The sequence below is a fragment of the Streptococcus mitis genome, assembly GCF_009496155.1.
In the GTDB taxonomy this organism is placed as follows: domain Bacteria; phylum Bacillota; class Bacilli; order Lactobacillales; family Streptococcaceae; genus Streptococcus; species Streptococcus mitis_BQ.
Window position 1 is genome coordinate 1 of record NZ_WIJP01000020.1, and the last position, 23398, is coordinate 23398.

Genomic DNA, 23398 nt, shown 5'->3' on the forward strand with positions numbered 1-23398 from the left:
GCAGCATCTACACCACCTCTCAAGACTTTAAAGAGACCAAATTGAGAGGTCGAGGCACGCAACCAATGCTTACCCGACTTGATCAACTTGAAACGGGTCACACGATCCGTCTCTCTATATTCACCTTTTTGTCTTCTAAAAAACATATTTAACTCCTTCTTCCAAAAAGATATTTTTCCCTAATTATATTCTACTTCTTTGTATATATTAAGTCAACTTAATATATGCTCATAATAAAAAAGTTTTATTATTTAATTCTATGTATAAGACTACATAGAATTGATATTGCTGCAAATCGAACTATTCCAAAAAATACTGATAAAATCGGCAAATCGCTTCATTTAATATATATATATATATATATATATATATATATATATCGTAGAGGATGTATATTTTCGGTATAAAACTAGTGAAATAGGCAAAAAACTTCAAAATTGTATACAACTCGCTATGCTCTTTATGTTCGTAGAGCCACGATTTCGCTATCCCTTCCTCGCTCTACTAGCTCATGATAATCAAACTTTGGAATCACTATTTGATTCACGGGTAGCGGGTGCCCACGGAGGATCTACACCTCAGATGAACATCATGCCCGTCGTACCTAAAAAAATCACTCCCTGACTAGGCGAGTGATTTTTGGGCTACTGTAAAAAAGAGTTCTGAATCATTTCCTTGAAACAGGTCTTCAGCGCTATAGAGGATCTGACTATGCACAGATGAAAAACCATGATCAATTAGCTGTTTTTCCAGTTCAGCTAAAGCAAATCCATGATGGTTATCCTCTGTCTTGGTAAAATCAGCAAGTAAAAGTTGTCCGTTTTCTCTCAAATGCTTATGAAACAGTGAGAGAGACTCATACAAATCTGGCATATGGTGAAGAACCCGACAAACAACAATGAGATCAAACTCTTGCTCCAAGGGTTTTTCCAGTAAATCTTGCTCCAGAAACTGGATATTCTTGATTTCTTGCTGCTCCGCTTTCAAACGAGCTTGCTCCAGCATTTTCTCCGAAATATCCACCAATGTTACAGATTTGGCTTGTTTGGCTAGAGGCAAGGTTAACAGACCCGTGCCACCACCGAAATCTAAAATTTCTTTGTCTGATAAAACATCAATCTGTTTCTCGACTGCTTGACATACCAAGTTTGCAAGAAATATATTTTTAGGGGAATCGAAAGTTTCTGCTTTGTGGTTAAAATCATGTTTCATGCTTTTAGTTTAACACAAAGTAGCTTGATTAGCTAGGAATTCTCTTTCTTTTCAGAATTCTCTTTCTTTTCAGACTTCTCTTCTGATTTTTTCTTCTCCGCTTCTTCACTTGAACTAGTCGCTACCTCTTCCTTTTTATCCGTTTTCTCTTCTTTTATTTTGACGGAAGGAAACAGGAACTCATATTGACTCTTAGGCGTGCGAACCCTTGTCACCAAGTTTGTTTTCTTATTTTGATAACTCACCTGACCCAGATTAAAGGCCTGTTCTCCACTTTCCTTATCAACCTTATCTTTGGTTCGCTTGGCCATAGCAAAAGCAAGCAGCTTTTCTTTATTTAAAGCATAGTCTTGATAGTGGGCAACTTGTCTGTTCAAGTAAAATTGTAACAAAAGACTAAAGATGGCTGCCATGGTGACTGCATAGAGGAGAACACCTGCCTTAACTTTTTTCTTTTTCCACACGATAGATGAACTCCCTTTCTAAGCCTTTTTGAAACTGGAAACGAAAACGCACCAGTTGATTCACCTCTGTAATCTGCGCAGATTTGAGTCCATAAACCATAGGCTGATAACCTCGTCCACTGGCATCGGTTTTTCGAAAATCATCCGATTTTGACTTGCCGATAGAGATATCCTTACCATCCTGCTTCATATAGAGGCGATTACCCTCCACTTTTTCGAATTGCGAACGATCTAATTCTGCCTCCAGCTGGTCCACAAACAAGAGCCACTCTTTTTGCTCGCTTTGTTGCTGGTAGTGAACTTCTGAAATGAGGAGCTGACTCATGGCTTGAAAGAGGAGTAAACTTCCACTGATAACAATAAGAGCAACCAGAGATTCCAACAAGGTGAAAGCCTTGACTTTATGGCTCTTTGATAGCCAACAACTGTTCTGAACCATGGTAGACCTCCAATCCCTTTTCACTAGAAAACACCTGAATCTCAACTCCATTGACGTTTACCTGATTTTGACCTGTCTGCAAGGCCATCTTAGCTACACGCAAGACTTCTTCCTTTTGCAAGATTTTTGCTTCTTCTTGTCTATTTTTTTGAATTTGCCCTAAAAGAAGGGTCGCGATGCTAGCAAAGATAGCTAGAGCGACTACTGCTTCCAGCAAAATCACTGCCCTAATTTTTTGTTTCCTTAATGCGTTTAATTTTTCCATTTCCTAGATATAATTGATAGCGAATCGCTCCTTTACTGGTCTGAAATTCAACCTTAGCCAGAGATCTATTCCCACCAGCTCGGTCAAAGTGAATCGTCTGTCCTGATGGTGCTCGAATTCCTTTAGGAACTGTCAACTTTTGACTGCCATTGCTAATCGTCTGCCCATCTAAGTTCAGACTAGTCTTTTGCTGGCTGGCTACACTGCGTTTTTGAGTTTCCCGATAGAGTTCTTCAAACTCCATAAAGAAAATCTGCTCCTCTACTGCTGCAAAAGTGGACTGAACAGAACCAGACAATCCCAAGGCAAGTATACTCACAAGTCCCAAAACCAAGAGACTTTCCAGCATGGTAAAGGCCTTAATCATTGACTGTACGATTTTTTCCTCCATTTTTTGTATAGTATTCTTTATAGACTTTAGCCTGTTCTTTTGTGATTCGCCCATCTGCTTGTAACTTGCTTAGGCTAGCATCTTCATTTTTATCTAAGCTATAAAGCTCTGCCTGGCTTTCTACCACCTTAACAACAGCAGCTTTTCCTTTGTCATTGACTGCTTCTTTTTGCTTGGTAAGATTAGGTACAAAAAGTAATAGAAGCACGCTGATGATGAGCAAGACGACTAACATTTCTACCAGAGTGAAGGCTTGTGCCTTGGCTTTTTTCAAGAATGTCATCATTTTTTTCATTTTAAAAATTTACCTCCATATTTTGATACATGGGCATGAGCATTGCCGCATAAAGTAAAACGATAATCAGAGCCACAAAGATAAAGACCAGTGGCTGCACCAAATTCATGGTGCGGTTAACTCGGGTAAAAAAGGCTTCCCAAGTTTTTTCTGCATAAATTTCCAACTCGCTCCCCAGCTTGGACTTGACTTCCCCATACTCGATGATGAGACTCAACTCCTTCTTAAAGAAAGTATAGGTTCCTATAGTCTGAGAAAATTCCTGACCATTTTGGAGTGCTTGAGCTAAGTCTTGACCGATTTCTTTAAAGAGCTGGGAACCTTGTTCCTGCATGATCTGAAAAATCTGCGTCAGCTCCATTCCCTGCGAAATCATATTCCCCCATTCACGCGCGTAATAGGCCGTCAAATAGGTCTGCACAAAGATTCCAAGAAAGGGAAGGCGTGCTAAGATGGAAAAGACGCGCATCTTAGAACTTCTTTTATAGAAAGTGAGTGCTAAAAGGGCAAGTACGGAAACAAACCCTACCATGCCTAGAAAGATTTGTGGCAGATTGCCGATAATTTGGGTGGCAATATTGCTACTATCCAGTTGAGGTAGTAGGTAGTTACGTAGCCCCAGCATAATTAAGAGAAGAAATCCCAGCAAAATCAGGGGATAGGTCGCCACTTCGATTAGTTTTTTCTTGACCTTGGCAAGATTGTCTAGATACTCTTCTATCTTCCCCAAACTCAGATGGAGATTTCCATGAACTTCAGCTAGGGATAACTGAGTGACAATAGCACTTGAAAAGCCCAAACTGTCCATCATTTCTGAGAATGATTTCCCCTGAGACAAGCCCGTGCGCATCTGGGTCACACACTGCTTGTCCAACAAAGCACTCCTATCTAAAAAGGAGATGGTCTCCACCAGATGAAAACCGCTGGAAAAGAGATTGTTAAACAAGGTGATGATATTTTTTTGCTTAGCTGTAGCTAATTTTTTCCGTTTCAGCCTGAAGACTTGTGATATATCCATCTTTAAGAAGCTGGTCAATCTGTTCATTCCAGCTAGTTGGCTGGTGTTCTTGATAGTCTTTGTTTGCAAAGTCAACGATTCCTCCTCCCCCGATTAATCTCTGGTAGCATACTCCTTGCAGAACGACTGCTAATTCCTCTTCACTCACACCCAACTCCAGCAGGCGCTCATAAACACCTCGAATGCTCTTGGCATGTATGGTTGAAAAGACTGTCGCCCCTGTCAAACTAGCTCTGACTACTGCACGCGCCGTCTCGCTATCCCGAATTTCTCCGATAATCAAGAGGTCAGGCCGATGACGCAAGGAAAGTTTAATCAGATTTTCATAGGTAAGCCCAATCGCCTCATTCAACTGCAACTGGAGCATGTCGTCCTGCTTGATTTCTACAGGATCTTCGATAGACATGACTTGCTGTCCTTTAAAGATGGACTTGGCCAATTCGTGCATTAAGGTTGTCTTACCACTGCCGACTGGACCAGCAAAAAGATAGAGACCCCGTTGCCTGTACTGCTTGCCCAATTCATCAATATCCTGAAACCAAAAATGCAAGTCCTGCTCCTCATCATGCAACAAGCGAATAACTAAACTCTCATGCCCTCGATAGTCGCCTACAGTAGATAAACGTAAGGACGCCATCTTCTGGTCATATTCATAATCACAGGAACCAAGTTGACTACGTCGCTTTTCTCCAACATTCATACCCGCCACAAACTTGAAGTGACTGATGACGGCCACAAACTTTTCAAAATCATAACAACCGATTTTACAGCGCTCATCTCCCACCCTCATATGAAGCTCATAGGCATCTAACTTAGGAACAAAATAAATGTCTTGCGCTCCTTTTTTCCGAGCTGAACGAATGATTTCTTGTGCAATTTCTTGAACCATACTTACCTCCTCACCTATACTATTCGCAAAGATTTGGAAAAAATAAAAAAGCAACTCCAAAAAAGTTACTTTTTCTCTATTTTAATTTCATACGGCAAGAACGGTGCCTTTCCTTACCTGTTTGTTTTTCATAGCCTGGGCGTAGCTTTTCGTCTGGAATAACCTGCTCATCCTGCAAAAGAGCCAGAGAATGGTATTGTTGTAAATACTCATCACATTCATCACACCAGCGTTGGTCTTCTGGATCCCAAAAAATGGTCATCAAGTCACTTCTACTTTTATAAAGAGGAGATTCTTGTTCCAATCTAAACCAGCAAGTTTTGTAGTATTTGAGAGCATCATAATACTGGTCAAATTTTCTACTTGCTACAATATCTTCTTCCCAACCTTCTAAGAACCACCAAGGTTCAAAATCTCCATACATTTCTATAACACGATACATATTCATTCATTCCTTTGTACCGTATATTATAACTAATTCCATTAAACAAGAAAAGAAATATGCTCATTTCTTAATTTTTTGATAAATAAAAAAGCAGAAGCTAGTCTCTAACTTCTGCTTTCTATCTTATGCTTGATAACGTTTCACACCGTCTAGGTAGGTTGCTACCAATTCCAAATCTTTATCTAAAACAATAAAATCTGCATCATAACCTTCACGAATTTGTCCACAGACATCGTCAATATTAACAGATTTTGCTGGGTTAAGGCTAGCCATCATGACCGCTTCGTGTGGATTTGCAATACCCCACTCGACTACATTTCTCATACCATCTTTAAGTTTGAGGATAGAACCTGCCAAATTACCAGTAGATTTGAGACGTGCAGTTCCATTTGCTACTACAACAGGGAATTCTCCCAACATATAGTCACCGTCTTCAAGCCCACCAGCTGTCATACAGTCCGTAATAAGAGCGATGTTGTCTGTCCCCTTTTGCTTAAGTAAAATCTCACAAGCTTTTGGATCTACGTGATAACCATCACAAATCAATTCTGCGTAAGTATGTGGGAGCTCATACATAGCTCCTACCATACCTAGTTCGCGGTGTGTTAAACCACGCATCCCATTATAGGCATGTACCCATACACTAGCTCCAGCATCAACTGCCTTCTTAGCTTGTTCAAATGTCGCATCTGAGTGTCCAAGTGCAACTGTCACACCTTCACCTGTAATAGTACGTACAAAATCTTCCACCCCATCACGTTCTGGTGCAATAGCGATTTTATTTAGCATCCCTTTTGCAGCATTCTGCCAAGAATGAAACTCCTCAACACCTGGGTCTCTCATATAAGTTGGATTTTGTGCACCCTTAAAAGTTTCTGTGAAATATGGACCTTCATAATAAATCCCACGAATCTTAGCACCTGTTGCTTCTTTATAATGGTTTCCAAGATTTTCAGTGACTGCAAGCAATTGCTCATAAGTGGCTGTTAAAGTTGTGGGCAAGAAACTGGTAACACCAGTACTAAGAAGTCCTTCACTCATAGTATGCAATGTACCTTCAATGTTGTTGTCCATCACATCTACACCTGCATATCCATGAATATGAGTATCCACAAGACCTGGTGCAATGCTATAACCAGTATAGTCAAGAACCTCTGCTCCTTCAGGAATTTGATCCACATGTTTCCCAAATTTGCCATCAACAAGTTCTAAGTACCCGCCGCGACGAATGCCAAATGGATAGAAAAACTGATCTGCTTTAACGTAATTAGGCATAATAATGACCTCCTTAAAAGATTACTTTTGATATTTATTATGTCAATTACATTATAAACTTTTCTGATTCATTTGTAAATGGTATAGACCTATTTTCTAGAGATATTTTAAAAGAGCTGGATGTCTCCAACTCTTCTCTTTTTAAATACAAGTTATTTAGATTTGACTGGTTTGTCTTGAGCTGTTTGCAAGGCTGTGGCAATGGTATCTGCATACAATTTAGCTCCTGCTTCAATCTTACTATTGTCACTTCCAAAATGGACTTGGTCTGTTCCAGTCCAGATCTCTGGATGTTCCTTAGCAACTTGATTCCAATCTGCTATCGTGATGTAAGGAGTCTTCTCTGCCAATTCTCTCATATAGGCAGCAGCCTTCTCAACGATGGCATAGCTCTCTTTTGTCTTATCCCCTTCATAAGGAGTCACCAAAATCATATGATGGCCCTTAGGAAGATTTTTCACGATACTGTCCCAATCTTCCTTGTAATTTTCAGGATTATTTACCCCAGTTGCAATGATAACCATCTTTGGTAGAAATTTATTCTGGCTATTATTTAGCATAATTTCATTGGCAGTCTTAGTTGTTCTGCTGACTTGTGCATTAATCTGTGCTCCTGGAAGGGCTGTCTGCAGTGCTGTATTTGCCCTTAAAGCCACCGAGTCACCAATTAGCATAGTACCATCAGCGATCCCCAAACTGTTTGCATCTGCCCGTTCTGCCATCACCTTGGTCTGGCCAATATTTGTTGCAGCTTGCTTCAAACCATTGACAGTCAAATCTGTCTCAAACGCTCCCACTTGTGGTGCCAAGAAAGTCACTAAGAAGACAATGAAGGCTAAGATTCCTGTACTTGTTGCAAGAATTGCGTGAATATAAGGCAGGGGACGAAGAGTTTGTATAATAGGTGTATTCTTTCCTGCAATCCAAGGTTCCAATACATAGAATGACAGGCTAGCAAAGCCATAAGAAAAAATCAAAGTCAGTAACACAGCAAGAAGATTTGATGTCAACTGTGAGAAAATGAGATAGAAAGGCCAATGGAAGAGATAAACTGCATAGCTAGTATCCGCTAAAAAGCTGATAATCTTTGGTTCCTTTATATTAGGAGTCTTTTCATGTAAGACACGCGCCGCCAGAATCATAGCAAGAGCTGCAAGGCTGGCAAGCAAGAAGCCCATAAGATAGGCAAAGAGGTAGGTAAATTTGACAAAGAAGGTCAAAATGAGTAAGAAGCCAAAACCTCCTCCAAAAACTAAAAGGGTCTTGCGTAAATCCCAGATTTTATCCAACTGCTTGACGAGGGAAGTCGTCTGACGAACGCCTACAATCGTTGCTAGGATACTTCCCAAAAAGAATGGATAGACATGAGTTAAACTGGAGAAGTAAACAGAGGAATAAGAGGTCACTAGAAAACTACCAATAAACATGGAGAAGAAGCTGATCAAGAAGGCAGTAGCAGATAAGAGAAAGACCATCCCTCTCAACTGACCATTTGATCTAGACTGCTTAGATAAGAACCAAACTGCCAATCCCCAAAGAATATAGTAGTGAACCTCAACAGCCAAGCTCCAATTATGAACAAACAAATGAGGAATGAACTGAGATTCATAACTCCCACCTGTTAGGAGTTCATAGAAGTTGGTCATGAAGCCTAAGACTCCAGCAATCTGACCACCAATTCCAGCCACATAATCTTGCCGAACTAGGAAGGTAAAGGGCATGGTTACCAAGACCATCAAAACCACAGGTGGCACAATCCGATAAAAGCGTCTCCTAAAAAATCCAACCAAATCAATCTCATGATTTTGAGAAAATTCTTCGATAAGTAGAGCCGTAATCAGGAAGCCTGAAAATGTGAAAAAGACATCTACCCCAAAGAATCCTCCAGGAAAGATTGTCTGAAAGAAATGATACAAGAGTACCAGTAGTAAACCTGTAATCCTAATCAAGGAAAACCATTTAATGCGCATACGAGTTTATTCTTCCTTTCATTGTACACTTTATTCTATCAAAAAAAGAAGAAAAATCCCAAGAGAAAACTTAGGATTTTTAGCTTATATCAATTCCATTTTAGAAATTACGGCCTGACTTATTATAGCCATATTTTTCCACAAAATACTCGCGGAATTCCAAAAGATTATCATCCATAATAGCTTGTCGCACTTGCTTCATCAGGTTAAGCAAGAAGTAAAGATTGTGATAGCTAGTCAGGCGGATACCAAAGGTTTCATCAGCCTTGAGAAGGTGACGAAGGTAGGCGCGTGTATAGTTCTTACATGTGTAGCAATCACATTCAGGATCCAGTGGCGTAAAGTCCTCAGCAAACTGAGCATTTTTCACAACCAAACGTCCCTGACTGGTCATACAAGTCCCGTTACGAGCGATACGAGTCGGCAAGACACAGTCAAACATATCCACCCCACGAATCACCCCATCGATTAAGCTATCTGGCGCTCCCACACCCATCAAATAACGAGGTTTGTTTTCAGGTAGGAGTTGAGTTGTAAAGTCCAAGACCGCATTCATCTCTTCGTGGGTTTCTCCCACTGCCAAGCCACCGATAGAGTAGCCTGGGAAATCCATGCTGACAAGGTCATGAGCCGATTGGCGACGAAGATCTTCAAATCCTGCCCCCTGCACAATCCCAAATAACCCTTGGTCATGCGGACGACGGTGAGCCTTCAAACCACGCTCAGCCCAACGACTGGTACGCTCGATTGATTTCTTAACGTAGTCATAAGGTTGATAAAACTGAGGACATTCATCAAAAGACATCATGATGTCTGAGCCCAGATTATTCTGAATAGAGATGGCTTTTTCTGGTGATAGGAACATCTTAGAACCATTGAGATGGTTTTTAAAGGTTACCCCTTCTTCTGTGATATTACGGCTATCAGCTAGAGAATAAACCTGGAAACCACCACTATCCGTTAAGATTGGCTGATCCCAGTTCATGAACTTGTGGAGACCACCTGCGCGTGCGATGAGTTCATCTCCAGGGCGAAGCCAGAGATGATAAGTGTTTGACAGGATAATTCCCGAACCCATCTCCTTCAATTCTTCAGGCGACTGAGTTTTGACAGTGGCTTGAGTCCCAACTGGCATAAACATAGGTGTAGGGAAGGTGCCGTGGGGAGTGATGATTTCTCCTAGACGAGCTCCTGTGTGTTTTTCTTTCTTAATCAAACGGTATTTGATTGGTGAATCTGACATTTTCTACCTCCGAAGCTGGGAAAAACAGTCCCAGTTCATACTTTGTGCCCAAGGGCATACTGTATGATTTTATCAAAAAAAGCTGGAACTGTCACGAACTATGGTATAATGAGAGAATGAAATACCCAAAAATTGATTTAAAAACCATTCGTCTGCAAGCTAGACAATTTCAGGCTGAAAATCCCCGCCTCTTTCTCGTCTATCTTTTACCTAGTATACTGGTCATCTTGTCTGGCTTCCTCAATCCCTTAGAGCGCATCAACGAGTCTATTTTAGAGCATTCCTTTTTAAGCGTTCTTGGTCATGTATTCCAAGCCTACCTTTTTCCACTATTGGTCTCCTTTATTGGGACGATTCTCCTGACCAGTTCAGTCTATACAACCCTGAAACTCATCAAGAATCCCGATACAGAACTATCCGTCAAAAATAGTCTCACTCTCTTTAACGAAGAGCACTTTTCACAAACCTTCTTGACTCTCCTTCTCAAACGCTTCTATCTCTTCTTATGGAGTATTCCTAGTTTACTCGGGATTTACTTCCTCTTTTACAGTAGCTTTTTAGCCAAGAAATTCGTTGTCCTTCACCCTGAGTTTCCCAATCTAGATCTCACGTCAGTTGAAACTGAACGTTTCCTCATGATCTTTGGCCTTTACTTTCTAGCAAGTATCCTCTTGATGATTGTAGGAAATAGTCTCTATATTCCACAATACTATGCTTATTCACAGGTAGAATTTCTCCTCTGTGACACCCTAGACTTGGGACAAGCCAAACCAGGACAAGTCCTAAAAACCAGCCGTTTCCTGATGAAAGGCTACAAATTTCAGCGCTTTGTTCTAGACCTACAACTCCTTCCTTGGTACTTCCTCAATTGGATTACCTTTGGAATTGCTAGTTTCTCACTCCTACCCTACATTCAAATCAATAAAATAGTTTTCTACCGAGCAGTACTGGCTCAAAAACGTCCAAAAGCTTGAAGGTAACCCCTCAAGCTTTTTTCTATCAATGAGTTTCTCCGCCTACCAACTTGAGGTCTTGATCTCCATATTCGATAATGGCGCCGATTGCTGCTTCTATCCCTCGCATAATGTCCACTAAACTCATAGCTGGGGTAGTCGGTCGATTCACCACCTGTTCCATCATATAAGGAATGTGCATAAACCCCGCCTTAACCTGTGGAAATTTCTTTTCTACCAAATAGAGGGACTGATACATCAAATGATTGCAGACAAAAGTCCCTGCAGTATTGGAAACAGAGGCCGGCAATCCCTCTTTTTTTATAGCCTGAACCATCGCTTTAATCGGCAAACTGCTAAAGTAGGCAGAGGCACCGTCTGGGCGAATGGGAAGGTCAATCGGTTGATTACCTTCGTTATCAGGAATGCGTGCATCGTCTTGATTAATGGCCACTCGTTCAGGTGTTAAGCTAGTTCTTCCACCAGCTTGACCGATACAAAGGACAAAGTCAGGTTGATAGCGACTCAGCTCTTCTTCCAATACATGGGCAGATTTATGAAAAACTGTCGGCACTTCTAGCCAACGGACCTCAGCACCATGGATTTCAGATGGCAAACCTTTAATGGCCTCCAAAGCTGGATTAACCTTTTCCCCTCCAAAGGGCTCAAAACCTGTCACTAATACTTTCATTTCTAACTCCTTACAAATGATTTCATGAAACACTTTTCTTAAAGACAAGTATAACATATTTCCCTTATTCTGGAGTTGAAAAGGATTAGCGAGACTATTACCGTCCTTCAAATTTATTTAAAGAGTAAAATACTAATCAAGGTCAAAATAGCTGATCCACCTTGCTTCAAAATAATTTTCTTATCTGCTGTGAGAGAGCCATAAGCCGCAGCTCCAATCACAAATAAAACAAAAATAGTCACAATTTCTAAATTCTGTGAGAAATAAATTCCATACAAGAGAAAGACTCCTAGCAAAGCATTATAAATCCCTTGATTTTTAAACAATGAACTTACTGACGGACGAGCTAGTTCTTCCCTGTCCATGTTAAAGACACGACTAGTCGCATCTGATTGCGTTGCAATACTTTCCAAATAAAAAATGTAAAAATGCTCCAAAGCAACGATCGTTGCTAAAATAATTGTAATAATTGACATCTATTTCTCCTTAAATTTCTATATTTTCAATCCCCAAAACCAATTTATTTAATAAACGGCTAAGTTCTGTTCTTTCAGACTCTGTTAAGATACTTTCCATCTCTTCCTTAACTTTGGTATGCTGCAGAGAGGGATTCACCACTAACTGCTCTTTGGCATACTTCGTAGCCTCTACCAACACTTCTCGCTGATTTTCAGGATTGCGATGACGCTCCACTAAACCTTCCTTTTCCAAAATCTTGAAATGCCGTGTCAAAGCAGCCTGATCAATCTTCAAACGCTCCTGAACCGCTATTTGATTACAAGGGGAATGCTTCAGCAAAAATAATAAAATCTGATACCGTGTCAAACTAATCCCAAGTCTTTTTTCAAACAATTGCGTACTCGCTTGCTCAGACAAGCGAAGTTGATAAAGTAAATCTTGAATCTCTAGCATTTCTTTCTTCTTTTGATTGATTTGTCAATAATTGACTAATCAAGTATAATATAAAGTAAAATAGATTGCAAGAATGTTGCTTGAGTCATTACAAGATGATAACTTTCTATTTTCCATTCATATTGATACTAAATGAAAATCAAAGAACAAGCTAGGAAGCTAGCCACAGGTTGATCAAAGCACAACTTTGAGGTTGTGGATAAGAGTGACGAAGTCAGCTCAAAACACTGTTTTGAGGTTGCAGATAGAACTGACGAAGTCAGCTCAAAACACTGTTTTGAGGTTGCAGATAGAACTGACGAAGTCAGTAACCATACCTACGGCAAGGCGAAACGACGTAGTTTGAAGAGATTTTCGAAGAGTATGACAAAGAAAAAAACGAACGAGACTCGCTTCCTATCACAAAAGCTAAATCTCATTCGTCAAAATGATATTACCAAGTCTTGCTTATCCGTTCATTGAAACGTGAACATGGTCATAGTGGTTTTCTGTCACGCTACCACGGTCTGGCATTGGGTTCCAAGTATTAGCTGGTCCATATTTGCTATCGAATGGAGCATAGAAACGTTGTTTCCAGATAATATAACTAATTCCACGGATGGCCATGTTTTGAATAGCGTATTCCGCAATCTTATCCCCTAGTTCTGAGCTTTCTGGTACCATAAAGTCGATAGCCAACCCTTTTCCGTGATCTCCACTATCTCCTTGACGGTAACCACTAAAGGATGTGATGCCAAACAAGTTGGCAATCTCTTCTTTAAAGGCAGCCGTTTGTGGTTGAAGGCCTGCATTTTCAGATTTTGCTACTGCCAGTCCAGCATAATCGGGCGCAGCTGGTGCAGCGTAAGTCGTTGAAACTGTTTTCGTCTCTTCTGGTTGATAAGTAGAAACTGCTGTTGTAGCTTCACTTGATGATGCTACTTCTTTTACTTCTTCTACACTTGTTGCAGTTGTTTCAGGTACTTTTTCTTCTACTGGTGTTGTAGTTGCTTCCACTGCTGACTCGGTTTGAGGTGTTACCTGAGGAGCTGTTTCTGCAACTGCACTGCTTGTTTCAGCTGTTTGCTCTTCTGTAACTTCTGAACTTGATACTACTTCTTTTGTACTTGTAGTTTCTACCGCTTTTGGAGCTTCTGCAATGGGTTGAGAAAGATCTGCAACTTGAACAGTTTGATTGTCTACGGTCACTTGATTGGTTGTCAAATCTGCTGTCGCAGTTGTCACTTCTTCACTAGAAGCTACTTGAGGTGTTTTGATTTCAACTTCTGTGACTTCTTCTGCTTCATTGACAGTCGTTGTCAAAACGGTTTCTGGGAAAATCAGGTCCATATTAGTGATTTTATTCAAATTCGCAAGAACTGTGACATCTATACCCAAGGCTTCTGCAATGGTGCTCAAGGTATCACCATACTGAACGGTATAACTTGTTTTGTTGTCCGTTTTAGTCAAATCATTTTGGATTTGCTCAACACTACGTGCAGTCCAAAGAACTTCTTCTGCTTGAGTTGCCAATACTGGGGCAAATGACAAGGCTACTGTTGAGGCTAATAATATTCTTTTCTTCATTCTTTCAAATTCCTTTCAAATGAGTACCTGTCTATGATAACACAAAAAATGCAGAAAAAAAGCCCTCTCGGGCCTATTTAACAGAACTGTCCATTCCTTGTAACAAACTCGGTTACTTGAAATAGTTTGTTAGGTCTCTGTCACAAAATTGACATAATCTTTTTATCGCTCAGCCTTAAAAATACGGGAAATATCTGCTAACTCTTGAACCCTGTGATTGCCTTCATAAGATGACTCTAAAAAGTTGATGCTTTGAATCCCACTATTCTGAGCAAATTCCACATCCAGAGTTCGATCTCCTATATAATAAGTCTTTTCAGGATTCAACTGATACTTATCTATCAGATAGGTAGCCGCTTCTGGACTTGGCTTCCGCGCAAAACCACTCTGACTGGTTAAAATCTCTGTAAAATAGGATTTCAAACCCAAGTCTCTGAGAATGGTAAAAGCGTTGTCCCCCTTATGAGTATAGACAAACTGCTGAATTCCTACTTGGTCTGCCCAAGCTAGCATATCACGTGCACCTGGCATCAAAACTACCTGAGCATTCTTTTCAGCCAGACTCTGGGAACGCACCTGATTAAGCACTTCCACATCTAGCTTTCGCTCTTCTGCCACCCACACAAGCAAATCCTGTACAGAATACTTGAGGATAAACTCTCTCACTTTCTCCTTATCATAAGGAATAGAAAACTGAGCAAAAGTCTCCTCAAGTCCTGACAAAATCGCTTCGTAAGAGTCCAATAAAGTCCCATCTAAATCCCAAATAAAAGCTATTTTTTGCATTTCCTATCCTTTAAAGCTCATATAATGCTGGTAACGGTAACGTAGAAATAACCAACGAAAACCATTATCCAAAAGGGTTCCCGCCCAAATACCAGGCAAGCCCCAACCAAGCACAATCCCCATCAGATAGCCTGTTCCAATGCGGATACACCACATTCCTATACTTGTCGCATAAAAGGGAAGCCGAGCATTGCCCAAACCCTGCCAGACTGCTGTATAGATGACTGTTCCTATCGTCATAGGGGTTCCAAGTAGTGAAAACAGTGTCACTAGCACACTAGCCTCCACCGCTAGAGGATCTGTCGTATAGAGATGAGTTAATGGTACACCCAAGGCATAGATACTAAAGGTCAAAGGTAACATGAGAAGTAGAGAAAGCCAAAAGGTTTGCTTGCTCAAACTAGCTACTCTTTTCCAATTATCCTCTCCAACTGCTCGGGCCACCAGCATGACCGTTGCCGTAGCGATACCAAAGGCAGGCATGTAGTTAAACTGGGTCAAGACTTCTCCGACTGCACTCCCAGCAACTGCCTCCGTTCCAAAAGAAACGACCAAGGCAATGATAACGACATCACCAGCACGCATCATAAGACGCTCTCCAGCTGCTGGCAAAGCCAAGTTCAATAGTTCCTTATCTAAACCAAAAGTCGGTTTCCCAAAAGGCAACTTTAATTGCGGCCATAAAATCACACAACCTACCAAACGAGACAGAATTGTCCCCCAAGCAACACCAGCTATCCCCATATCCAGAACAAAAATAGCTAGACTTGAAAAAAGAATATTCAAGGCATTGGATAAGAGACTCACATAGAGGGGCAAACGTGGATTATGCGTTGCACGAATCAAAGCACCCAAACTAGTCATTAAGCCCAAGAGAACAATCGATCCGCCTACCAAAGATAGGTAGAGTCCACCACTCTCAGCCACATCTCTCTCCGTCCCCAAAAGTCCTATCATCTCTTGCCCAGCGAAGATGGATAAAGCTCCTAAAAGGAAACTTAATAATAATGTAATCTTCAAGGTCTCAGTCACATGATAGGCTAGCTTAGACTGATCCTTCTGACCCATGTTTTTTGAAATAACACTGGAAATAGCAGCTCCCAGAGCAATGAAAATCGCCTGATAAATGGTGATAATATTACCTGCTACTGATACGCCTGAAATGGCTATCAATCCTAAATGAGCAACCAAATAACTGTCCACCATCCCCATGAGCATCTGCAAAAAGTTTTCGCCCATGGCTGGCAAGGCAATATTAAGAATATCTTTATTTTTCTTAAACAATCCTTCCTCCTGATGAAAAGAAACTCAGTTGGTTTCCCAACCGAGTTTACTCCCTCTGTCTTAAAGTCCTAGATAAGCCTCAACCGCTGCTTGCATGTCAGCAGCTGCTACTGTTGTCTTGTGACGAACAGGAGCTGTCTCAAGTCCATCAACTGCAGGTGGCACTGCAACGCCTGAAATGTCATGTAATTGAGCCAAAGCTTCAAAGTCTGTCAAGCCTGATTCCCCTGTTACCGCTTCTACTGCAACCACTGGAAACTTGTATGGACTAGCTGTTGAAGCAATCACTGTCTTAGTTACATCTCCAGTAGCAGCTTGGTATTTCTTATAAACTGCTGAGGCAACCGCCGTATGTGGATCCTCGATATAAGAATCTGACTCATAAACACGCTTGATTTCTGCCGCTGTTTCTTCTTCAGTCGCATATTCAGCTGCAAAGAGGTCCAAAATCTCTGCATCAAAGTCTGTCAATTCATATTGTCCTTGCTTGTTCAAGGCATCCATGAGTTCAGCTGTCTTAACCGCATCATTACCCAAAAGATGGAAAATCAAACGCTCCAAGTTTGAAGATACCAAAATATCCATAGATGGACTAGTTGTTACCTTAAACTCACGTTTCTTGTCGTAAACACGTGTCTTGAAGAAGTCTGTCAAAACATTGTTGTCATTTGAAGCACAGATTAATTTGCCAACTGGCAGACCAATTTGCTTAGCATAAAAGGCAGCCAAGATATTTCCAAAGTTTCCTGTTGGTACTGTGAAGTTGATCTGTTCACCAGCCACAATCTCACCAGTTTTAACAAGCTGAGCGTAGGCATAAACATAGTAGACAATTTGTGGCACCAAACGGCCAATGTTCATAGAGTTAGCTGATGAAAATTGCAACTTGTTGGCCGCTAATTTTTCACGAAGGGCCACATCGTTAAACATATGCTTCACATTTGTTTGCGCATCGTCAAAGTTACCATCAATGGCTATAACATGAGTATTGTCGCCAGTCTGAGTGGTCATTTGCAACTCTTGAACCTTGCTGACACCATCCTTTGGATAAAAAACGATAATCTCAGTACCAGGAACATCCGCAAACCCAGCCATAGCAGCTTTCCCAGTATCACCAGATGTCGCTGTCAAGATGACAATCTTATTCTCCAAACCATGTTTCTTAGCAGCTGTTGTCATAAAGTATGGCAAGATAGACAAGGCCATATCCTTAAAAGCAATCGTTGAACCATGGAACAGTTCCAAGTTATATTGCCCGTCTAATTTCACCAAAGGCGCAATAGTTGGAGTATCAAATTTGCTATCGTAAGCATTGTTGATACAGTAGTCCAACTCCTCAGCTGTAAAGTCATCTAAAAATGCTGACAAAACAAGCTTAGCAACTTCCTGGTAAGAAGCAGCTTTCAATTTGTCAAAGTCCAAATCTACCTTTGGATAAGTAAGCGGTGTAAACAAACCACCGTCCGTCGCCAAACCTTGCAAAATAGCTTGGCTGGCAGTTACTGTATTGTTAGCATCACGCGTTGATTGATAAACTAATGTCATTACTCTCTATCCTTTATCTATAGTCTCTTCCATTATATCATGATTTTTCAGAAAATTCTCCCTCTATAAGAGAAATTATAGGCCCAATTCTTCTTTCAAAGCCTGTAAATAGATCATTTCTTGCTTATTTCTCATCTCCAGTCCTCCCTCAGCTAGAAGGAGTAAGTCTTTGGAAAATTCAATAATCGCAGTTTTTTCCTCAGCTAGAAGATTTTTTTTAGAAAATTGCCGTCTTAAAAACTTATAATTTCGCCCAAATTCTTTAAAGAAAGGTGCTGTTTCTAAGTAAGCTTCTAACTTATCTAAATTAACCAACAATCCTAAGTGAAAAGTTGCTGAAGCGAAGGTTCTATCTAAAGGTTGAGTACACACACTACGAAACTCAACTGTTCCGCGAGTCGTTAAGTCTTGGTACTGATAACTACGATGAGTTTCAAAATCTTTCTCTTGAGGGTAAATAAGAATCTCATCCCCATTAAGAGCGTATGCTTGGATTTCAGATGTAGCCAAATAGTCCCTAGCCTGAATCGGATAAAAATAATAGGTCTGCCCATCACGTTCCGCAGTAAAAATTGCAGAATGATCTAGATAGTCAAAAAAATCATCCTCATCTTTAAAGAGTCTAGCATTAACCCCAACGTTCTCTGGATAGATTCCATGCATGGATTCTTCCCAAAAAATATCCCTTGAAATTTTTGTATCCCAATCCGCACCCGAAAACTCAGAGTTCGCAAATAAATAAGCCTTAGCCGCTTCAATTTGAGTAAAAGCATTAATCACCCGTAAGTAGTTAGATTTTGAAACATCCAGTTGAACCTGACTCCCACAGATAAAAGCACCATATTCAGGGAAATGATGTAAGTCTGACTCAGTCACATTGCTACTCAAATTCAAATAGTCCATCAACATCTGATAGCGTGGGTAAGACACTGGACAATTCTTATTTTTATCCCAGTTAGGATGAATGCCGCAGCCAACAATAGCATGATTGGATTCAGCTAACTTCTTCTGGATTGCTTCCATATAAATACTAAAACGTTCTTCAACTTCTTGTATCGTTTCAGCCTTACCAAATGCAAACTCAATCGTAGTATAGGAAACTTCAAATAAAATAGCATCCCGACTTACTGGATTCACTAACTGAATAGGAGTCCCAAAGTCATCTACCTTTTCGACAGTAAAATCCAAAGCAGAAACTAAATATCGGAATAAGTGTTTGATAACTTCAACATCTGTAGCATCCCCTTCCAAATTTGCAACAGGATATTCCAACTCAATCCCAACAAACAATTCAGGGTTTTCTTTAATATTTTTCAAATACCGATGTTTTAATAAATCGATAGAACGAGACATACTTCCCTACACTTTCATAATCTAAATAAAATTTGAATAACTATTATTATAGCAAAAATAATATAAAAAAGGAACGAAGATTTACAACGTTCCTTAACTCAATACTATACCGGCGGCCGGGGTCGAACCGGCACGTCCTTGCGGACACTGGATTTTGAGTTCCATAACTATATTATTTAAATCTTACAAGCTTGATTTAATAGGGTTTTAAGACTTTTGAATCTTGTAAAATAGACTCATTTTTCAAATTTTAGTAACTTTTTGGTAACACTCCATATCTTATCGTTCTAAGAGCATCATCAGAGAATAGACGATATGTCCCAACAGATTATATTCATCCAGAGGTATTCAAGACACTCGTACGATTATTTGAGTTATATGAAATATTAACAGACTAGACATAAATTAGGTCTAGTTTTTGTATAAATGACTCTAATATTTTTCTTTTAGATAATTCCTAAAGCATTTTTTACTACTCTAATACCATCATCAATACTTCCGGCATACTGAATATTTTGTTTAGCTTGGTCAATTTGAAAATCAGAAACATATGTTCCTGGTGTTAAGCTTTGACTATCAAATCCATTTGAAACGATAAACGTATATTTTCCAGTCCAATCTTTTTCAACAGTTAATGTAATCATTTTATTTTCTCCTTTAATTAAGGTAAGTGTTTTTTCTTATTATAACAAAAATAACTCTTTAGCCCAAGAATTTGATAATTCATTTTCTAACAAAACTTTTTCTTGCCATATACCAGAATATTTTAAACCACAATCTTTGGCAGAATTTTTATGATTCCCATTTATATTTTCAGGCATAAGCGCTGGTATCTCTTTCCATACACTTCTTGATTTACCATTCATTGTTAATACTCTGTCATCATGAAAATTAAAAGTTCCATATCCTTTTTCTTGAGGTAAAAATGATAAGTTTTCACTTGGGATATAAAGCATATTTGATTGCAAATTACTCATATGGTCGCAAGAATGAGGATGAAATGGGTACATATTCTGCAAACATTCTTTATCATTCGTCATGTCACCAATTTGCAAATAACCATAAATGATATTTAAATCAGGTGCATCTTTCTTAAAACACAATGTTCCATTGTAAATATCCCCTTCAGTTTGTCTAAACCATCCAAAAAATAGAAAAAGGTCACCGATAGAAACATTATGATTTCGTAGTATTCCCTGAGAACTTTTAATTTGGCCAAATGCTGGCTTCCAATTAGAGACAGAATTATTCCTAATATTTTCTCTTATGTCCGGGTCAAGATGACAATTAAAATGATTTGTTTTATCTTCCTTCCCTTTTAATTGTTTTAATATATCTGAAAATAGTACTCCATTATAGTTTAAATCGTCAAAAGATATAGTATCAAATTTAGCAGGTATTGGTAACGAAAGTAGGGTTCCATCAGGTAGTATAGGACTCGGGATACCACCGTTAGATGAATCAAATCCTTTTCTTGATAAAATTATTTTCAAAATTCTTTTCCTCGTATAAAGAATGGGTGATAAGGCAAATCCATTACTTTGTTTTGTGAACCAAGAATAGTCTCAGCAAATTCCATTAATTCTAATACATCAGTAAATCTCTCTTCCGAGTTATAAAATCCATTTTTTGCATTCCATCTTGGGAATGGTTTCCCATTCATTCTTGCTCGCTCTCCCATCGGAAAAAAATCTAAAATTTCTTTAGGAATTTTAAGTGGAGACTTACCAAAATAATTAAAACGGTCTGCAAGAATCACTACTTCATTCATAAAACTAGATTGGTTTAATCCATTCTTTTCAATCAGCCATTGATAAGTATAAGCATCTCTTCTATTATTAGATTTTGGAGATAATAAATATTCTTTCATTGTTAAAATTTCACTAATTTTAGCAACAAAAATTAGATGATTATATTTTGGAGTGATAAACATTCCTTGCTCATCTCTCCATTTTTTCCCATCATTTGAATGCCCTGCTACAGCCATTATATAAGCATCTACAGACTTAGAGTTTATTTTATCCGCCCAGTTCTTTTTAATATTCCTTCTTAACTGAAGCATACACCCTCCTTCGGTAAGAAGATGGGGAGTTGTATCATAATTTTCTGTAAAAACACAAGGATTGATACCATAATCATGAGTCATTCTATAGCAGTAAAAAATGGTTTGTTTATCCACTTTTTTATCTCCTTATCTCCAAAATTTTTTGTATTCTAATTAAATATAGTATATCAAAAATACTTTTTTGAAGAAAGGGATTTTGGGTTCAATTCCCACTTTTTTGAAACTTAAAACCTTGATTTAATAAGGTTTTAAAGTCTTTAGTTTTCACAAAATAGAGCATTTTTTCAAATTTTAGTAACTTTTTGGTAACTGAAGAGAAGCCTCAATTTGATGTTCTCTGACACTAAAAATATCTTATAAATAAATAATTTAATGGTATACTAACATTAAGTAACTATATCCTACAAGCTCATCATCATAATACTAAAGCGGTTTTGGGAAATTATGATTTAACAAAAATCGTCTATGGTATAAAGACCTAATTAATAGAAAGGAATGCCACGTATATGTCAAAAAAAAGATTTCGTACTCCTAACGTTGTAATAGAACCATATCAATACGATATGGCTTTAGAATACATTGAAGCTTATAGACCTTCAACTGAAATTAATAATTTGATTGAAATCTATTTAATCCTAAAATTATTAAAAACAGAAAATGAATTTTCTAGATTCAAACATCTAATTAGAAAATTTCATAACGATTTATCCGCGAATTTCCCAATTACCATTTTTGAAATAGACTATGATAGTATTTATATTTTTTATAAAGATGTTTTCTGGGAGTTAGTACTATCCTTAGAAAAAATTAATAAAGATGATGTTAGTCAGTTTGAATCATATATAAAAAAATACAATATCCAGACAATGAATCTTAAAAATGTTACAAAACTGATTGACCTGTTTCCGCAAGTTATCAAAGAAAATTTTCTCTCTCTGTCCAGAAATATAGAATTCTTCCTGAATCATCAATCAGGAAAATTTACAGATTCTAATGGTTTATACATTAAATTAGGTATCACAAACGAAGAGATAAATAATCTAGCAATAGAATATTGTCAGACAGATAGTATTAACCCCAATTATTTACAATCAATTGTTGAGTATAAAAAATTAAGCAAATATGAGTTTGATGATGAGGTTAAGCTTTTAGCTAAAAGAAAAAGTGAGGAATTTTGGGAAAAACATTTTAAAACTAATGAAGGGATACATTACTCTATATCAGTTGGCATCAAGCCTTTAGATTCTGATAAATTATTTGAGCCTATTGAGAATGGTATTCTTTTAAATAAAATTATACTAGATGAACATCATGATTTTCCGACATTACTAAATAATTATATTTATTTACTTAACTTCTTTAATCTTGAATCGGGATTACCTTGGCTAGTTGCAAATGAAGAAGTATTCAGTCTCACTAGTATTTTTTATCCCAAGTCAAATGCTCATTTCGGAACTTTCAACAATATATTAAAACGTTACCATAGCTTGCTGTTTCAAGCATATTTTGATTACTTAAAACAAAATGAAATTGATGTCGAAGAGATAATAGAATGGTATTTCAATATTTACCTTGAAACAGAGTTAGATATAAAAGGTTTTCATTTCCATGCTTCCAATAAAGAATCTTCTTATTACGAAAGAGGAAAATCGATAATTTGTGAAATGGATAGTATCTTAGACCAATACGAACTATTTGTTAGACATGGGGAAATCAACCAAGATTTATTAGAGATTAAATCTAAGGCATCCTCTTATGCTTCATTAAAATCATTTAATAAGAAAAAATTTTTAAAATTGAGCAATAATCCTGATAATTCCGCCTTGTTCTCAGTACTTTTCTCCGATCAAAGCTCCCTCAGCTTCAACTCGTCAAAGAAAGAACACGGAACATTCTTTAAACATATAATAGATGGTGTAAAGATTACTGATTTTGCTGATTATCAGGTAGAACAAATAAAAATTCTAATAGAAAAGAACATTTTAAAACTATCAGATGATGTAATAAAATTTACAAATTTCCAAGAAATTAACATTTTGAATAAATTATGGAAGTCAGGTACGTATTGCCTATACTATAAAGATAAATTGATACTAGATATTGCAGAAGACCTTTGTAAGAAAGGGTATTGTGAATATTCAGATAATCTTTTTTCTGAATATGAAAGTAATTATTTATCTTATATTTTAGATGATAAAAAATATGGTAACGGATTAAAGATAAGAAATAAATTTTCTCATGGTAAATTTGGATATAAAAAAGAAGAAGAACATTTACAAAATTATTTAGAGTTACTTCAGATTGTCATTTTTTATATGATGAGAATCAATGATGAAT

Annotated in this window: 27 protein-coding genes; 3 read left to right on the forward strand and 24 right to left on the reverse strand. The window is 38.3% G+C overall.

Features of this window, described 5'->3' with window-relative positions:
• The 13 genes from GEZ84_RS11170 to tgt all read right to left on the reverse strand — a co-directional run.
• A partial coding sequence (locus GEZ84_RS11170; protein WP_194252064.1) for a KxYKxGKxW signal peptide domain-containing protein occupies positions 1–146 on the reverse strand: 146 nt, incomplete at its 3' end.
• A 478-nt stretch (positions 147–624) separates the two neighbouring features.
• On the reverse strand, positions 625–1212 hold the full coding sequence (locus GEZ84_RS09800) for a class I SAM-dependent methyltransferase (protein ID WP_194252065.1): 588 nt from the start codon (positions 1210–1212) through the stop codon (positions 625–627).
• Positions 1213–1244: 32 nt separating this feature from the next.
• Entirely contained in the window at positions 1245–1676 is a 432-nt protein-coding gene (gene comGG / locus GEZ84_RS09805; protein ID WP_319946448.1) for a competence type IV pilus minor pilin ComGG, read from the reverse strand.
• A complete protein-coding gene (comGF, locus tag GEZ84_RS09810) occupies positions 1654–2115 on the reverse strand; it encodes a competence type IV pilus minor pilin ComGF (RefSeq protein WP_153224398.1) in 462 nt (153 codons plus the stop codon). The genes comGG and comGF overlap by 23 nt, the downstream gene beginning before the upstream one ends.
• Complete coding sequence (gene comGE, locus GEZ84_RS09815; protein WP_000413381.1) at positions 2078–2380, reverse strand: competence type IV pilus minor pilin ComGE; 303 nt, start codon at positions 2378–2380, stop codon at positions 2078–2080. The genes comGF and comGE overlap by 38 nt, the downstream gene beginning before the upstream one ends.
• Positions 2343–2747 carry a competence type IV pilus minor pilin ComGD gene (gene comGD / locus GEZ84_RS09820; protein WP_265586404.1) on the reverse strand — a complete coding sequence of 135 codons (405 nt, stop codon included), beginning with the start codon at positions 2745–2747 and terminating at the stop codon, positions 2343–2345. The genes comGE and comGD overlap by 38 nt, the downstream gene beginning before the upstream one ends.
• Complete coding sequence (comGC, locus tag GEZ84_RS09825; RefSeq protein ID WP_153224400.1) at positions 2740–3066, reverse strand: competence type IV pilus major pilin ComGC; 327 nt, start codon at positions 3064–3066, stop codon at positions 2740–2742. Before comGC ends, comGD begins: the two co-directional genes overlap by 8 nt.
• Before the next feature lies 1 nt (position 3067).
• On the reverse strand, positions 3068–4084 hold the full coding sequence (gene comGB, locus GEZ84_RS09830; RefSeq protein WP_083804111.1) for a competence type IV pilus assembly protein ComGB: 1017 nt from the start codon (positions 4082–4084) through the stop codon (positions 3068–3070).
• Complete coding sequence (gene comGA, locus GEZ84_RS09835) at positions 4032–4973, reverse strand: competence type IV pilus ATPase ComGA (protein WP_000249546.1); 942 nt, start codon at positions 4971–4973, stop codon at positions 4032–4034. The genes comGB and comGA overlap by 53 nt, the downstream gene beginning before the upstream one ends.
• A 76-nt stretch (positions 4974–5049) precedes the next feature.
• Positions 5050–5415 carry a DUF1033 family protein gene (locus GEZ84_RS09840; protein WP_000286413.1) on the reverse strand — a complete coding sequence of 122 codons (366 nt, stop codon included), beginning with the start codon at positions 5413–5415 and terminating at the stop codon, positions 5050–5052.
• Between the two features lie 126 nt (positions 5416–5541).
• A complete protein-coding gene (nagA, locus tag GEZ84_RS09845; RefSeq protein WP_001134551.1) occupies positions 5542–6693 on the reverse strand; it encodes an N-acetylglucosamine-6-phosphate deacetylase in 1152 nt (383 codons plus the stop codon).
• 152 nt (positions 6694–6845) lie between these two features.
• Positions 6846–8663 carry an acyltransferase family protein gene (locus GEZ84_RS09850; RefSeq protein WP_153224401.1) on the reverse strand — a complete coding sequence of 606 codons (1818 nt, stop codon included), beginning with the start codon at positions 8661–8663 and terminating at the stop codon, positions 6846–6848.
• 100 nt (positions 8664–8763) lie between these two features.
• Entirely contained in the window at positions 8764–9906 is a 1143-nt protein-coding gene (gene tgt, locus GEZ84_RS09855) for a tRNA guanosine(34) transglycosylase Tgt (RefSeq protein WP_001285237.1), read from the reverse strand.
• Between the two features lie 116 nt (positions 9907–10022).
• On the opposite strand from tgt, the gene GEZ84_RS09860 reads away from it, so the two are divergent.
• Positions 10023–10880, forward strand: a complete 858-nt coding sequence (locus GEZ84_RS09860; protein WP_153224402.1) for a DUF975 family protein — start codon at positions 10023–10025, stop codon at positions 10878–10880.
• 25 nt (positions 10881–10905) lie between these two features.
• Here the strand turns inward: GEZ84_RS09860 and pcp are convergent, their stop codons facing one another.
• The 3 genes from pcp to GEZ84_RS09875 all read right to left on the reverse strand — a co-directional run bounded on the left by pcp (position 10906) and on the right by GEZ84_RS09875 (position 12462).
• Positions 10906–11550 carry a pyroglutamyl-peptidase I gene (gene pcp, locus GEZ84_RS09865; protein WP_153224403.1) on the reverse strand — a complete coding sequence of 215 codons (645 nt, stop codon included), beginning with the start codon at positions 11548–11550 and terminating at the stop codon, positions 10906–10908.
• Positions 11551–11663: 113 nt separating this feature from the next.
• Positions 11664–12026, reverse strand: coding sequence for a DUF1304 domain-containing protein (locus GEZ84_RS09870; RefSeq protein ID WP_153224404.1), 363 nt, complete (start codon positions 12024–12026; stop codon positions 11664–11666).
• A gap of 10 nt (positions 12027–12036) precedes the next feature.
• The gene (locus GEZ84_RS09875; protein WP_194252067.1) at positions 12037–12462 is read right to left on the reverse strand and encodes a MarR family winged helix-turn-helix transcriptional regulator; all 426 of its coding nucleotides are present in this window, start codon (positions 12460–12462) and stop codon (positions 12037–12039) included.
• A 195-nt stretch (positions 12463–12657) separates the two neighbouring features.
• On the opposite strand from GEZ84_RS09875, the gene GEZ84_RS10745 reads away from it, so the two are divergent.
• Positions 12658–12924: a hypothetical protein gene (locus GEZ84_RS10745; protein WP_194252068.1), complete on the forward strand. Its 267-nt coding sequence runs from the start codon at positions 12658–12660 to the stop codon at positions 12922–12924.
• Here the strand turns inward: GEZ84_RS10745 and GEZ84_RS09880 are convergent.
• The 8 genes from GEZ84_RS09880 to GEZ84_RS09915 form a co-directional block, all read right to left on the reverse strand.
• The gene (locus tag GEZ84_RS09880; RefSeq protein WP_153224405.1) at positions 12910–14028 is read right to left on the reverse strand and encodes a LysM peptidoglycan-binding domain-containing protein; all 1119 of its coding nucleotides are present in this window, start codon (positions 14026–14028) and stop codon (positions 12910–12912) included. The genes GEZ84_RS10745 and GEZ84_RS09880 overlap by 15 nt on opposite strands.
• Before the next feature lie 162 nt (positions 14029–14190).
• Complete coding sequence (locus GEZ84_RS09885; protein ID WP_153224406.1) at positions 14191–14814, reverse strand: HAD family hydrolase; 624 nt, start codon at positions 14812–14814, stop codon at positions 14191–14193.
• A 3-nt stretch (positions 14815–14817) separates the two neighbouring features.
• Positions 14818–16098, reverse strand: coding sequence for an MATE family efflux transporter (locus GEZ84_RS09890; RefSeq protein ID WP_153224407.1), 1281 nt, complete (start codon positions 16096–16098; stop codon positions 14818–14820).
• Between the two features lie 60 nt (positions 16099–16158).
• Positions 16159–17643 (reverse strand): threonine synthase, encoded by a 1485-nt coding sequence (gene thrC / locus GEZ84_RS09895; RefSeq protein ID WP_153224408.1) that lies wholly within the window; start codon positions 17641–17643, stop codon positions 16159–16161.
• Between the two features lie 75 nt (positions 17644–17718).
• Positions 17719–18996, reverse strand: coding sequence for a gamma-glutamylcysteine synthetase (locus GEZ84_RS09900; protein WP_153224409.1), 1278 nt, complete (start codon positions 18994–18996; stop codon positions 17719–17721).
• A 446-nt stretch (positions 18997–19442) separates the two neighbouring features.
• The gene (locus GEZ84_RS09905; protein WP_084871953.1) at positions 19443–19640 is read right to left on the reverse strand and encodes a hypothetical protein; all 198 of its coding nucleotides are present in this window, start codon (positions 19638–19640) and stop codon (positions 19443–19445) included.
• 39 nt (positions 19641–19679) lie between these two features.
• A complete protein-coding gene (locus GEZ84_RS09910) occupies positions 19680–20489 on the reverse strand; it encodes a hypothetical protein (protein ID WP_153224410.1) in 810 nt (269 codons plus the stop codon).
• Entirely contained in the window at positions 20486–21142 is a 657-nt protein-coding gene (locus GEZ84_RS09915) for a hypothetical protein (protein WP_153224414.1), read from the reverse strand. The genes GEZ84_RS09910 and GEZ84_RS09915 overlap by 4 nt, the downstream gene beginning before the upstream one ends.
• A 425-nt stretch (positions 21143–21567) precedes the next feature.
• Here GEZ84_RS09915 and GEZ84_RS09920 point away from each other — a divergent pair.
• Positions 21568–23398, forward strand: a 1831-nt coding sequence (locus GEZ84_RS09920) for a hypothetical protein (RefSeq protein ID WP_153224411.1), incomplete at its 3' end; no start/stop codon positions are given.